The sequence below is a fragment of the Sheuella amnicola genome, from assembly GCF_010499255.1.
Lineage (GTDB): Bacteria > Pseudomonadota > Gammaproteobacteria > Burkholderiales > Burkholderiaceae_B > Zwartia > Zwartia amnicola.
In genome coordinates, this window is record NZ_JAAGRN010000003.1 from 195,918 (window position 1) to 209,130 (window position 13,213).

General features: G+C 50.6%; 17 protein-coding genes. 12 read left to right on the plus strand and 5 right to left on the minus strand.

Annotation, left to right across the window (positions count from 1 at the left end; all coding sequences use genetic code 11):
• Positions 1–62: 62 nt before the first annotated feature.
• Entirely contained in the window at positions 63–1,208 is a 1,146-nt protein-coding gene (locus G3I67_RS05715) for a M20 family metallopeptidase (protein WP_163652427.1), read from the plus strand.
• Positions 1,209–1,290: 82 nt separating this feature from the next.
• Here G3I67_RS05715 and G3I67_RS05720 read toward each other — a convergent pair whose 3' ends face one another.
• Both G3I67_RS05720 and G3I67_RS05725 read right to left on the minus strand, forming a co-directional pair.
• A complete protein-coding gene (locus G3I67_RS05720) occupies positions 1,291–2,406 on the minus strand; it encodes an alpha-hydroxy acid oxidase (RefSeq protein ID WP_163652430.1) in 1,116 nt (371 codons plus the stop codon).
• A 10-nt stretch (positions 2,407–2,416) separates the two neighbouring features.
• Entirely contained in the window at positions 2,417–3,292 is an 876-nt protein-coding gene (locus tag G3I67_RS05725; RefSeq protein ID WP_163652432.1) for an isocitrate lyase/PEP mutase family protein, read from the minus strand.
• Positions 3,293–3,443: 151 nt separating this feature from the next.
• On the opposite strand from G3I67_RS05725, the gene G3I67_RS05730 reads away from it, so the two are divergent.
• The 5 genes from G3I67_RS05730 (at position 3,444) to G3I67_RS05750 (ending at position 6,368) form a co-directional block, all read left to right on the plus strand.
• Positions 3,444–3,641, plus strand: a complete 198-nt coding sequence (locus tag G3I67_RS05730; protein WP_163652433.1) for a hypothetical protein — start codon at positions 3,444–3,446, stop codon at positions 3,639–3,641.
• Positions 3,642–3,735: 94 nt separating this feature from the next.
• On the plus strand, positions 3,736–4,626 hold the full coding sequence (locus G3I67_RS05735; RefSeq protein ID WP_163652434.1) for a DUF6662 family protein: 891 nt from the start codon (positions 3,736–3,738) through the stop codon (positions 4,624–4,626).
• Positions 4,623–5,183, plus strand: a complete 561-nt coding sequence (locus G3I67_RS05740) for an FMN-binding protein (protein WP_235931718.1) — start codon at positions 4,623–4,625, stop codon at positions 5,181–5,183. Before G3I67_RS05735 ends, G3I67_RS05740 begins: the two co-directional genes overlap by 4 nt.
• Positions 5,173–5,928: an FAD:protein FMN transferase gene (locus tag G3I67_RS05745; RefSeq protein WP_163652436.1), complete on the plus strand. Its 756-nt coding sequence runs from the start codon at positions 5,173–5,175 to the stop codon at positions 5,926–5,928. The genes G3I67_RS05740 and G3I67_RS05745 overlap by 11 nt, the downstream gene beginning before the upstream one ends.
• The gene (locus G3I67_RS05750) at positions 5,925–6,368 is read left to right on the plus strand and encodes a hypothetical protein (protein ID WP_163652438.1); all 444 of its coding nucleotides are present in this window, start codon (positions 5,925–5,927) and stop codon (positions 6,366–6,368) included. Before G3I67_RS05745 ends, G3I67_RS05750 begins: the two co-directional genes overlap by 4 nt.
• Here G3I67_RS05750 and modC read toward each other — a convergent pair.
• Genes modC through modA form a run of 3 tightly spaced genes read right to left on the minus strand, consistent with a single transcriptional unit; the run spans position 6,343 to position 8,885 of the window.
• Positions 6,343–7,407, minus strand: coding sequence for a molybdenum ABC transporter ATP-binding protein (modC, locus tag G3I67_RS05755; protein ID WP_163652440.1), 1,065 nt, complete (start codon positions 7,405–7,407; stop codon positions 6,343–6,345). The genes G3I67_RS05750 and modC overlap by 26 nt on opposite strands.
• Entirely contained in the window at positions 7,404–8,087 is a 684-nt protein-coding gene (gene modB / locus G3I67_RS05760) for a molybdate ABC transporter permease subunit (protein ID WP_203583557.1), read from the minus strand. The genes modC and modB overlap by 4 nt, the downstream gene beginning before the upstream one ends.
• A 30-nt stretch (positions 8,088–8,117) precedes the next feature.
• On the minus strand, positions 8,118–8,885 hold the full coding sequence (modA, locus tag G3I67_RS05765) for a molybdate ABC transporter substrate-binding protein (RefSeq protein ID WP_163652443.1): 768 nt from the start codon (positions 8,883–8,885) through the stop codon (positions 8,118–8,120).
• A gap of 140 nt (positions 8,886–9,025) precedes the next feature.
• Here modA and moaA point away from each other — a divergent pair, with 140 nt between their 5' ends.
• The 6 genes from moaA to moaC all read left to right on the plus strand — a co-directional run bounded on the left by moaA (position 9,026) and on the right by moaC (position 13,176).
• Positions 9,026–10,018: a GTP 3',8-cyclase MoaA gene (gene moaA, locus G3I67_RS05770; protein WP_163652445.1), complete on the plus strand. Its 993-nt coding sequence runs from the start codon at positions 9,026–9,028 to the stop codon at positions 10,016–10,018.
• 82 nt (positions 10,019–10,100) lie between these two features.
• Positions 10,101–11,324: a molybdopterin molybdotransferase MoeA gene (locus G3I67_RS05775; RefSeq protein ID WP_163652447.1), complete on the plus strand. Its 1,224-nt coding sequence runs from the start codon at positions 10,101–10,103 to the stop codon at positions 11,322–11,324.
• Between the two features lie 33 nt (positions 11,325–11,357).
• Positions 11,358–11,618 carry a MoaD/ThiS family protein gene (locus G3I67_RS05780; protein ID WP_163652449.1) on the plus strand — a complete coding sequence of 87 codons (261 nt, stop codon included), beginning with the start codon at positions 11,358–11,360 and terminating at the stop codon, positions 11,616–11,618.
• Positions 11,619–12,113, plus strand: a complete 495-nt coding sequence (gene moaE, locus G3I67_RS05785) for a molybdopterin synthase catalytic subunit MoaE (protein WP_163652451.1) — start codon at positions 11,619–11,621, stop codon at positions 12,111–12,113.
• On the plus strand, positions 12,110–12,697 hold the full coding sequence (gene mobA, locus G3I67_RS05790; protein ID WP_163652459.1) for a molybdenum cofactor guanylyltransferase MobA: 588 nt from the start codon (positions 12,110–12,112) through the stop codon (positions 12,695–12,697). The genes moaE and mobA overlap by 4 nt, the downstream gene beginning before the upstream one ends.
• Positions 12,694–13,176, plus strand: a complete 483-nt coding sequence (gene moaC, locus G3I67_RS05795) for a cyclic pyranopterin monophosphate synthase MoaC (RefSeq protein WP_163652467.1) — start codon at positions 12,694–12,696, stop codon at positions 13,174–13,176. Before mobA ends, moaC begins: the two co-directional genes overlap by 4 nt.
• Positions 13,177–13,213: the final 37 nt, after the last annotated feature.

A 13,213-nucleotide genomic window follows, 5' to 3' on the forward strand; every position in this document is an offset into this window, starting at 1 on the left:
CGAAATTCCCGCTGAATCGGTTATGGTGTCCGGACTCATATCAACCTATTATTCGAATCAACATGACAAATTCACTGAGTGCCATCGCCCTTGCGCAACAACTCGCAGACGAACTCAGCGTGTGGATCCAATGCGAATCTCCTTCCAACTTCCCTGAAGGCATTCATCGCATGGCCGAGTTAGCCGCCAAACAAGCGCGCGACTCAGGACTCACCGTCAATCTCACTCGCATCGGCAAGAATAATGAATTACCGCTGCTCGTCGTCACCAACCGTGCAACAGGCGACGCCCGCCCTGGAATTCTGGTGCTAGCGCATCTGGATACGGTGCACCCCGTGGGCACACTCAAAGACAATCCATGTCGAATCGAAGATGACAAACTTTATGGCCCGGGCAGTTACGACATGAAAGGTGGGGCCATGCTCGCGCTTAAAGCCTTGGGTGAACTATCAAAACCCGGCGCGACAAAACTGCCTATCGATTTTGTCATGGTGCCTGACGAAGAAGTTGGTAGTCATGCTTCACGCCCGTATATCGAAGACTTCGCGAAACGATCTATCTACACTCTGGTCGCGGAACCTGCCCGCCCCAATGGCGGCAAGTGCGTGACTGCCCGCAAAGGCACCGGCATGGTTCATCTATGCGTCAAGGGTCGCCCATCGCATGCCGGCCTCCAACACGAAAAAGGCCGTAGCGCCATTCGCGAAATGGCGCATCAAATTCTGAAACTCGAAGCCATGACCGATTACGACAGAGGCATCACTGTAAGTGTCGGCACGATTAGTGGCGGCACTGTCACGAATACAGTCCCTGCTCATTGTGAAGTCATGGTTGACTTCCGGATCCCGGATATGCCTGCGGGAGAAGAAGTGCTGGCCCGCATGCAGGCACTTTCACCAGTTGGGCCGGACGTATCGCTCGAAATCGATGTCGAGTTAAATCGCCCTCCTATGGTCAAAACACCCGAATCGACCAGGCTGGTCGAAAAACTCAAAGGTTGCGCATCCCAAGCTGGGTTTCAACTGGAAGATGCTCCCATGACTGGCGGTGGTTCAGATGCAAACTTCACCGCAGCGTTAGGCATACCTTCAGTTGACGGTCTAGGGGCGGAAGGCGATGGTGCACACACCCTCAATGAATATGTATTCGTATCGGCGTTGCCTCGTCGCCTGCAATTCTGGCGCAACATTCTAGCGACGCTCGAATAACGTTTATAAATTAAATAAACAATCTTCGGCTCCCTGCCTACGCTTGATTTTCAAATGAAGCAAGGAGCCGCTTTACTAAGGCTTAATAAAACGCCTTGTCATCTAAGGACAAGTGCGGAAAGGCGCTTAAAACATGGCTTGGCCCTGAATACGCCTGCTCTTTCAGATAGCTGCGATTCAATTCAGACAACTTGCAGACACCCAGAAGCCCCATGCACGATCGCATTTCGGCCTCCAACAACTCAAGCATTCTGACTACACCATCCACCCCCGCAGCCGCAAGGCCGTAACATTGCATTCGCCCTAAGCCGACCATATTCGCCCCCATGGCGATCGCCTTGACAATGTCGGAGCCGCGATTAAATCCACCATCCACGATAATCGTAGCGCGACCTTTAACCACGTCAACAACTTCAGGCAACACTTCCATGGAACCCCGATCGTGATCAAGCTGGCGACCGCCATGATTCGATACGTAAATCATATCCACGCCATGATCCAGCGCAATTACGGCATCCTCAGCCGTAGCGATCCCTTTGAGAATCAGGGGTACTTTTAGACGCGACTTGAGACGATCGACATCTTTCCAAGTTAGCTTGGGCTGATTTTCACGACCCGGCACCACGCTTCTACGAATATTGCGTTGAGCGATATCACGTTCGCGACGACTGTAATAAGCACTATCGACTGTCAGGCAAAAGGCTGCGCATCCGGCGGCAACAGTTCGGTCGGCAATATCATCGACCCATGCCGGATCACCATGAACATACAACTGGAACAGACGCAACGCATCGGGCACAGCTTGAGCGACTGCGTCGTAGCGCACCTCACAAACCGAACTCAACATGTGCGCGACGCCAAATTGGAGTGCGGCTCGAGCTGCGGCAATTGCAGAGTCAGGCGCAAAAAGCTCCAAACTCCCAACTGGTGCCAGCAATACTGGCAACCTCAATTGGCGTCCGAGAAATTCAGTACTGATATCGATATTGCTGACATCTCGCAAAACCCTAGGCTTGAATGCCAGCGTATCGATTGAAGCACGGTTGCGCTGCACTGTCGTTTCAGTTTCGGTTCCGCCGACAATGTAGTCCCAATTGTCATGATTCAATCGCTGCCGAGCCTTTTGCACGATTTCGTGCAAAGTTAAAAAGGGTGATGTAGCTGCAGCCGGCGCGGTCGTTGTCTTGTTTTGGTTCATTATCGGTTATTCACTCAAGATACTGTTTTGCCTGGGCATCATACTCTTCGTTATTCAACACCATTCTCATGGTCGCTTCAGACGCTTTGTTTTTCAACTGACTGGGCTTACCTCCAGCAACGATTGCTTGCATGGCATCATGCAGTGCCTGCACCGCGACGGCAAAAGTCTGATGCCCCCACATCCAGATTTTGACGCCCCGGCTTTCCAGATACTCCAAATCGTACAGACTCTCATCCGAGCCGGCGACTATGATGGGCAAGCTGACAACTTTAGCGATTTCGTCAAGCTCTTCCCTCTTTTTTAAATAAGGTACAAACAGCGCATCCACGCCTGTTTTTTCATATGCCTGCAAACGCTTTCCTGCATCACGCGCATCCGTAACAGCGAATGCGTTTGTGCGCGCAAGTATCAGCATATTGCCATTGGGTCCTCTGGCCTGAACTGCTGCCTGCATTTTTTTGACGCCCTCTTCAAGAGAGACCAACGACTGCCCTCTTTGACCATAAGGGCGTGGCAGAACAGAATCTTCAATGCATGTGCCCGATACGCCCGCGGCTTGCAATTCGCTGATGGTACGCATGACATTCATCGCATTGCCATAGCCATGATCCGCATCCACAAGCAGATTTACACAATCGGTTCTACAAATACGTCTGGCCTGTTCAACCAATTCAGTTGCCGTCAACAAAACGATATCTGGAGCGCCTAATACAGTATGGGATGCAACCGAGCCGCCCAGAACACCTACTTCGCTTCCCAGGTTTTTAGCCAACCTTGCTGAAATCGGGTCATAAACCGAACTTGCGATCAAACATCCTGGGGCAGCGAGGATCTCTCGCAAAGATCTGCGCGCGACTTGTTGGCCATTCGAACTGTTTGTCATCTTTTCTCTGCCTTTTAACCTTTTAGTTGAATCATCTTGTTGCGAGAATCTTGATACATATTTACTAGCAATGCTAGGTACAGGCAAGATATCAGTCCAAACCAACTCCCATTACAATGCTTATTGAATTATTTATCTCTCGGGACGATTCATGTCTTTTCTTCGGTTTATTTCGATTCTGATTGTTACCGTTACGACAGCCGGATGCGCGTGCACAGACAAAGTGTGCATGGCGCCAGATGGTTCACCCGGATTGTGGAGCGATGTTGCAATCCTGCCGGACATGACGAATTCGCCCGAGCTTAAGCGAACGCCAGACGGCTTCGATCCCCCGTTTAACTACTACTGATACTTTGCATAGCGATTGATTTAATCGCTTATTTGACTTATTGAATACGAATCATTATCATTTGCTTTTGCATTAAAACGGAAAGCAAACTCGTATGAAACTACGCGCAAAACTTGGAGCTTTACTTTTTGGGGGGTGCCTTCCATTCTCCGCCATGTCGGGTGAAGGTGTTTTCGGATGGCTGTACACCCTTGATCTTCAGCCTAAAGGTGCCATAGAGCTCGAGCAAAAGATTGACTACACAACTGGACACGCAACTGGTAGCTATAACTTGTGGAAAAGCAAAACCGGCATCGAGTACGGGTTAACAAACGACATCCAGGTCACAGGTTATCTGGATGCCTATTCGGTCAATGCAAAACAAAACTATCATCAGTGCGATGACATCTCCCCCTGCACTGCCGGGTTTGGCGTACCGGGCTCGGCCAATGGTTTGAATTCCTATTCCAAGACAGCGGTCAATGGCGGTTCGGCCGAAGTAATCTGGCGCATCACCAATCCAGTCACTTCTCCGGTCGGTGTTGGTCTGTATTTCGAACCATCAATCGGCAGTCTCTCGGAGTCGTTTGAGATGAGGCTTTTGTTGCAATCCAACTTTCTTGATGATCGACTCATCCTGGCGGCAAACTTTATTGCAGAAACTGAGAAATTCAAATTCGATCCCGCCGAGACGATTTACGAATCTTCTTTCGATATTCGTTATGGAGCATCTTACCGGTTCGCACCGAATTGGTCCGCAGGCGTAGAGGGCAGATTTCATAACGACTTTGAAGGAAGCTGGTACGGCAAACAAATCCAGCGGGCGAACTTTATCGGCCCCAACCTTCACTATGGCGGTAAAGACTGGTGGTTTACGGCGGCATGGCTTTATCAACTTGGTGGTCAATGCTGGGCTCCCGGCGATGCCGAATGCTCAAACGGTCGCGTCTGGGACAGCCACGGCAACAATCAATTCATGTTTAAAGTAGGGATGCCGTTGCAATGAAACTCCAGTTCAAATGGATGCCATTACTCGGCACCGCCGCCTTTGCTCTGAGTCCTGCATCGGCTATCTACGCCGCACCGGCAAAAATATATGTCTCAGTGCAACAAGCTCAGCAACTCATGTACGGAACGAGCCATTTTGCCCACCACCCCATCATCCTGACAAAGGATATGCAAAGGGAAATGCGCTCTGCTTCATCGGTGAGCCACCCTTTCGACGGATCCCGTATCTGGAAAACAGATTCCGGAAAATGGTTCGTCGTGGATGAAGTCGTCGGCAAACATGAAATGATTACTTATGCGCTTGGCCTAAGCGCCGAGGGGGTCGTAGAGCATGTCGAAATACTCGAATACAGGGAGTCATACGGTTATGAAGTTGCCCACACAGCGTGGCGCAATCAGTTCATTGGCAAAACATCCCAGTCTACGATCAAACTGAATCAGGACATCGAAAATGTATCGGGAGCAACGCTATCAGCCAAGCACCTGACCGATGGAATCAAGCGCGTGCTTGTCATGTTCGATCTCTCACTTAAACGAGGACAACATGGATCTTGAAAGGCGTTGCCGCCCCCTATTGGGCACTTATGTCGAAATCGGCGTGGACAAGCATGTCGAAGCGATCGAATCCGCTTTCGCATCGATCGAAAAGGTGCAAAAACTGATGTCTTTTCATCAACATGACAGCGATTTAAGCCGAATCAACCAATCGAGCTCCGGACAATCTCTTCAAGTGGATCCATGGACTTGGTCCGTTTTGAAACGAGCCATCGAGATGTATCACAACACGCGGGGGGCTTTTGATTGTGCAATTCAGGGAGACTTGTCTGACATTCACCTATGCAAACACAACATCGTTCGTATAGATGACTCGGTATTGCTTGATCTTGGCGGGATTGCAAAAGGATTCGCAGTCGATCAGGCGATCGAAACATTGCAACTATCTGGTGTCGATCAAGCGATTGTGAACGCAGGGGGAGACCTACGGGTCTACGGTGACGATCCAAGACTGATTACCGTGCGAGATCCGAATCGACCATCCGGCGTGATTCCCGCCGGATATCTTACCTGCGGCTCAATCGCTACATCCGCCCCCTACTTTTCCTATCAGCAAAATGCATCAAATGAAACATGTGCACTCATGAACCCGTTTACCAGATTGTCCATTTGCGACCTGAAAAGCTATTCCGTCATTGCGCCTAACTGCATGGATGCAGATGCACTCACTAAAGCGCTTGCTGTCCACCAAAATCCAGATGCCGATTACTTCAAAATATACAAGGCGCACGCGTTATTGCAATGAGTACAAAAATCCGCCCACAACCGGGTCGAATGTTGAAATGGCATCGACAAATCAGCTATTGGGTTATTGGCTTGTGTTGCTTAAGTGGTGTTGGTTGGTTTGCGCTTCAAGTGGCGACGGATCAAATGCCGGCTCAACTTAAACCCTGGTGGCTGGCACATGGCGTGACCGGTTTGACAGCCCTTGTGATCCTTGGCGCGGCCTTGCCTCAACATGTCATCGTGACTTGGCGTAACGGACGAAATCGATTCGCCGGGGCATGTTGCCTTCTTTGCTTAGCCATCCTTGCAATGACTGCGATGATGCTCTTTTATGCCCCCGAAACATTCAGATCCACGTCGTTCTGGCTGCACAGTGCTGCAGGATTATTATTGTGCCTGATGTTCCCATTACATGTAATTAAAGGGAAAATCTCTAAACAAGCAGCGCTACGGCCTTGATTTGAGCCCAAACAGTTTGTCCGGCGAGAAGGTTCAATCTTCTCGTGGATGCTTGCGAAATGCGTGCCAGTAATTTTTGATCAAAGTGATCCCCGGCGCCCAACTCGACCAGCACTTGGCCATTCAACGTTTCGCGCAACGACAAAATCCTGGTCTGCAATATGTTCAGCACACTACTATCGGTATGATGACTTAAAGCAATGCTGACATCGCGCGCTTGAAGTCGTACTCTCACCACTTCACCGCAGCATTGTTGCGCGCCTTGTCCAAACAAAACCCCCAGAGGACTTTGCAACGTCAACATCCCCGTCGCATCCCGAGCAACGACGGTGGCCGGCACAACAATTCCAGCATCATCCCTAAGCGCCAGTGGCACATCCGGACGATTAATCACTTCGAAAGCATTTCCGGCGTGTCGAACCTGCCCCGCACGCATTAGCACCAGATAATCGGCCAGGCGCGACATTTCATCGACCGCGTGGGTAACATAAATCATCGGAATCGATGTGAGTTGTTTCAACTGCTCCAAGTAGCGCAGGATTTCGGAACGCCTGGCCGCATCCAGGGCGGCCAATGGCTCGTCAAACAACAACACGTCAGGTTGCGTCAGCAAGGCCCGGCCAAGTGCAATACGTTGCCGTTCGCCACCTGACAGTTGTGAAATTTTGCGATTAAATAATGGTGCCAAATCCAGTTGTGCAACGCAATCGTCGAATTGAGATTGACTACCCGCTGCGCGTCTCCAGCCAAAACGCAAATTATCCTGAACGGATAAATGGGGCAACAAGCCGGCGTGCTGAAACACAAAACCGACCCTGCGCTGATGTGGAGGGACAAACAAATCATCTTTTTGCCAGCATTGTCCATTCATCATGACTATGCCGCGCACATCCGGCTCCAACCCTGCGATCGCCCGCAAAATCGTAGTTTTGCCACCCCCTGAGGGTCCGAATATGACCGTGGTCCCTTTCGAAGGAAGCTCAAGTGCGATATTTAGCCTGAAGTCAGCACGATCAAGTTTGAGGGCAAGGTTGATCATGACATCCTCGTTGTCTGATGACGCCCATTAGCGTAGAGATGCATCACCAGCAAAACCATAAAGGAAAAAGCCAATAAACCCGCAGCAATCCAATGCGCATCCTGATAGGCCATACCCTCTACTTTGTCGTACAACAGAACTGATAGCACGCGCGTCTGACCTTCGATATTGCCGCCGACCATCAAAATCACGCCGAACTCTCCAACCGTGTGGGCGAACCCCATCACCGTTGCAGTCAAAAAGGCCGGCCGACACATCGGAACAACGACATGCATGAAACGATCGAATGGTCCTGCCCTTAAAGTCGAGGCCACATCAAGCACCACCGGATCAAGCGAAGCGAATCCCGCTTGAAGCGGTTGCACAACGAATGGCAATGAATAGATCACCGATGCAAACAGCAATCCGGAAAATGTAAATGCTAACGAGCCGATACCCAAGAAGTCTGTTAGTTTGCCTATCGGTCCGTCAGGCCCCATCATGACCAGAAAATAAAACCCGAGAACAGTGGGTGGTAGCACCATGGGCAAAGCCACCAACGCAGACAGCGGTGTTTTAAAAACAGAGCGAGTTCGCGCCAACCACCAGGCAAGAGGCGTACCGAGCAAAAGCAAAATCAGCGTGGTCAGGCTTGCCAATTTAAGAGTGACAAACAGCGCTGGCCAAAGGAAGCTCAACATATATGATTAACCGTTCCTGATCGCAACGACTTAATCATAGCCGTGTGACACGATAATCCGACGCGCATCTTCACTTTTCAGATAGCGCATGAAAGCCATTGCTGCCGGGTTGGCTTCACCCTTTTTGAGAATAACTGCTGCCTGGATAATAGGGGTGTGCCACTCCTGAGGAATGATCCAGCCATTAAATGCTCTCTTTTGAGTCTGCCTTGCCTCCAGAACCATGGACTGAGGTAAAAATCCCGCTTGCGCGTTGCCACTAAAAACGAACTGGGCAGCTTGTCCAATGTTTTCGGCCATCACTATTCTATTTTCAGCCATTTGTCTCAATCCCAGATGCTCAAGGGTCTGAATCGCAGCTTTTCCGTAAGGCGCCAGTTCCGGGTTGGCAATGGCCAATTTTTTGAATTGCAGATGGCGCAATATGTGTTCGGGCGAGAGGCTATCCTGCTGGTTGATCGTTACGAAAACCAGTCGACCTCTCGCATAGTCATAGAGAGTCGATTCAACCGCCAAACCATCCCGAATTAGTCGCTCCGGTGTCTGGCGGTCAGCCGAAAGCAACACATCAAAAGGCGCCCCTTGAGTAATCTGTGCATAGAATTTGCCGGTCGACGCAGTGCTAATTGAGACCTGGTAGCCGGAAATTTCGGAAAAATGACGAACTAGTTCTTTTGCACTATTAGCAAAGTTGCTGGCAACGGCCAAACTCAATGAATTCGCATGGGCGAGCGTCGAAAAACTAAAAATAATCAATAAAATCAAATGATTAATTATTTTTTTCTTAATCCAAATCATCTCGAAAAGCCTATTAAGAAGAACTATTCGTCCAATGACTTACCCATAACCACCCAAGGGGTAACACCTGACGAAAAATTAAAACAGGATTAAAGTGATTCTAGTGGTTAAAAGTATTCAAACGATGCACAATTGACCTTATGAGCTTATCTCGATCGCCCTTAACAGACCGCTTCGGCAGAAGCATCGAATATCTGAGATTGTCGGTTACCGACCGTTGCGATATGAAGTGCACTTATTGTCTGCCGAAAAGCTTCAAGGGCTACCAGGAGCCGGCCGACTGGCTGACTTTTGATGAAATAGAGCGTGTTGTCGGGGCCTTTGCACGATTGGGTACTTCGCGGGTGCGCCTGACCGGCGGTGAACCTCTTTTGCGTCGCCACCTCCCTCAGCTCGCCAGCAGGATTAGTGCATTGCCCGGGATTCGTGATCTGTCACTATCGACGAACGGCACGCAGCTGCCAAAATATGCCGAATCCCTGCGCGCCGCCGGCGTGACGCGCCTGAATATCAGCCTTGACAGCTTGACACGCGAATGCGTGACACAAATCACCGGTCGCGACACGCTTGATGACGTCATGGCGGGACTGGATGCTGCGCAAGCGGCCGGATTTGATCCCATCAAGCTAAACATGGTCGTCATGCCTGGTGTCAATGACCATGAAGTCGAATCCATGACCGAGTTTTGTATTAATCGCGGATTCATCCTGCGCATGATCGAAACCATGCCAATGGGCAGCACAGGCTTAGCGTCCGGATTCACTCCGCTAGGCCCGATTCTGGACAAACTGCGCGACCGATTCGACTTGATACCTGAGATCAAGGAAATGGGTGGTGGTCCGGCTAGGTATTGGCGTACCCGTGACGGGCGCGGCCAAATTGGTCTAATAACGCCAATCAGTCAACATTTCTGCGCAACGTGCAATCGTGTCCGATTGTCGGTGGATGGCACTCTTTATCTTTGTCTGGGCCAAGAAGAAAAGGTAGAGTTGCGACCACTGCTGCGCGCTGGGATTTCCGATTCAGATCTTGAGCAAGTCATTCGCGAAGGAATCGAGCTCAAACCTGAACGTCACGAGTTCAGGGAAGCTCCGACCAAGATCATCCGTTTTATGTCCCAGACCGGCGGCTAATCTCCATCGACTATATTCCTGATAGCCTGCCATGCCGAATCAGGCAAAATAGCGTTTTGAATTTAACTGACTTGTTTCACCCATGAAACCCAAAGCCAACCTGCTTGACTTCGAAAGCGCACGCGAACGATTACTGGAATTTGCTGCATTTCCTGAACAAACCGAAAGCGTCGGATTACTTGAGGCGCAAGGTCGCGTGCTTGCACAAGACATCACCTCGCCTATCAATGTTCCCGGTTTTGATAACTCGGCCATGGATGGATATGCATTGCATATATCGGACGTGAACGCTCAACCTGAATCTTTTGATGTGGTGCAGCGCATCGCTGCAGGTCAAACAGGTACGGCGCTTGCACCAGATACAGCGGCTCGTATCTTTACTGGTGCACCTATTCCCGATGGTTGCAATGTCGTTGTGCCCCAAGAATTAACAAGCGAAGAAAACGGATCGGTCAAATTACTAAAACCCGTATCGTTGCACCAACACATCCGGCGCAAGGGCGAGGACATCGCCGAAAAAAGCATTGTGCTCACCGATGGGCAGAGACTCGGCCCTCAACACCTCGCGATGTTGGCATCAATCGGCGTCGGTAAAGTATCAGTCTATCAACGCCTGAAAATCGGAATCTTCTTTACCGGAGACGAGTTAACCGAACCTGGCACGCCTTTGGCACCTGGTGCCATATACAACAGCAATCGCTATGCAATCAGCGCGCTATTAAAGCAACTAGGCTGCAACACACGGGATTACGGGATCATCCGGGACTCTGCCGATGCGACGCGTGAAGCGCTAGCACTTGCAGCCAAGGAAAACGACATCGTCATCACATGTGGTGGCGTATCGGTTGGCGAAGAAGATCACGTCAAAGCTGCAGTTCAATCCCTAGGACGCCTAGACCTTTGGCAAATATCAATGAAGCCCGGCAAACCTCTTGCCTATGGCAAGATCGGCGTAACGGATTTTATCGGCCTGCCTGGCAACCCTGTCAGTTCATTTGTTACCTTCCTGCTCATGGCACGCCCCTTCATACTGAAACGCATGGGTGTCAAAGACCACGGCATGCGTTATATGACGGCTCGCGCAGGATTCGAGTGGCCTCGTCCGGACAAGCGTCGCGAATTCTTGCGCGTTCGTCTCGAACGCGATGCGAACGAGCAAAATATATTGCGCTTGTGGCCAAATCAGGGATCAGGCGTAATGAGCAGTCTGGCGTGGGCCGATGGGCTCGTGGACCTTGCGGCCGACACACCAATCAAGGCCGGCGACAAAGTGCGCTATCTTTCATTATCGGATTTGTTGAACTAGACGCCGAATCAATAACAGGACAAACAGCCGATCATGCAACTCAAGGTTCTTTATTTTGCCCAATTGCGCGAACGTTTCGGTATATCCGAAGAGTTGATCGATGCGCCCGAGGCCGTGATACGCGTGCGCGATCTGATCGATCTGCTCGCCTCGCGCGGAGGGGTTTGGAATGAAACATTTGCAGTGGGCGCAGGTGCTTTCAGAGTAGCCATGAATCAAGACATGGTTCAAATGGATACCCCTCTGCAAAATCACGCTGAGGTGGCGATTTTTAGACCCGTGACCGGAGGCTGAATGGTCAGGAACGAGCAACCTTCCGGCGCTTGCGCACGTTTGTCCATAGCGGTTCAGACCGAGGATTTTTCATTACAAACCGAACATGCGAACCTAGTTTCAGGCGATCGCAGCATTGGGGCTGTAGTCGCCTTCATTGGCATGGTGCGCGATCTGAATTTGGCCGATGATGTTGTTGCGCTCGAGCTGGAACACTATCCCGGAATGACCGAAAAAACTTTGCATAACATCGCACAACAAGCGGCAAAGCGTTGGTCTCTTCAGGCAGCCCGCATCGTTCATCGTGTCGGAAAAATGTACCCCGGGGATCAAATCGTGATGGTTTTGACGGCAAGCGCTCATCGACAAGATGCCTATGAAGCGAATGCCTTCATTATGGATTTTCTCAAAACCGAAGCACCCTTCTGGAAAAAGGAATGGACGCCCGATGGTCCCAGATGGGTAGAAGCACGCAGCTCGGATGATGCTGCGGCTGCAAAATGGAGTCATGCATGAGTGCCTTTGATGCACTAATACTGGCGGGCGGACGTGGTCAACGCCTAGCAGGCAAAGACAAAGGCTGGATCATGTGGGATGGCTTGCCTTTGATCGAACATGTTTTGGCTCGATTACATTTACAAGATAAAAAGCCTGAACGGATTCTGATTAGCGCAAATCGTAATCTGGACGCCTACAAACAGACCGGCTATCTGGTTGTATCAGACGAACGACCGGACTTCCCCGGCCCACTTGCCGGAATTGAGGCCGGTCTTTTACGCTGTAAACGAAATCGCTTATTGGTTGTTCCATGCGACACGCCATTAATACCAACCGATTTACACGAAAGACTCGACCAGGCGATGAATGATCAACCGAATGCAAAAGCAGCCTATGCAACAACATCCGATGGGCCGGAGCCCCTATGTTGCCTGCTTGATCCATTAATAGGCGCATCGTTATCCCATTTTTTAAGTCGTGGTCATGGATCCGTTATATCCTGGCTTGAAGATATCAAAGCTGTAGCCGTCGAGTTTTCAGACCCCGATGCCTTTAGAAATTTCAATACTCCAGAAATCTTCGATAGCAAGCGATCAACATGAACCAGGACCTGACCCATTTTGACGCAGCCGGACAGGCTCACATGGTTGATGTCTCTGCCAAGGCCGAAACACACAGGAAAGCAATTGCGCAAGGCAAAATCATAATGTTGCCCGCAACCTTCGCCAAACTGGCTGCCGGCGAGGCAAGCAAGGGAGATGTGTTGGGGATTGCGCGGCTGGCAGGCATTATGGCTGCCAAGCAAACCGGATCATTGATCCCGTTATGTCACCCCATTCCATTGACGCGCGTCACGGTTGATTTCGAGCAGCATCCGGAGTCCAGTTCGGTCACGTGCACAACATGCTCCGAAACCGTCGGTAGAACCGGTGTCGAAATGGAAGCCCTCACAGCTGCCAGTGTGGCTTTACTGACGATTTATGACATGTTGAAAGCGATCGATCGGGGCATGGTGATTGATGGCGTCAGGCTGATCGAAAAATTAGGCGGCAAGTCAGGGCACTGGGTTGCGCACAAGTAAGAGTTAGCCTTTTTCGATACTTACCTCACGCCCTTCA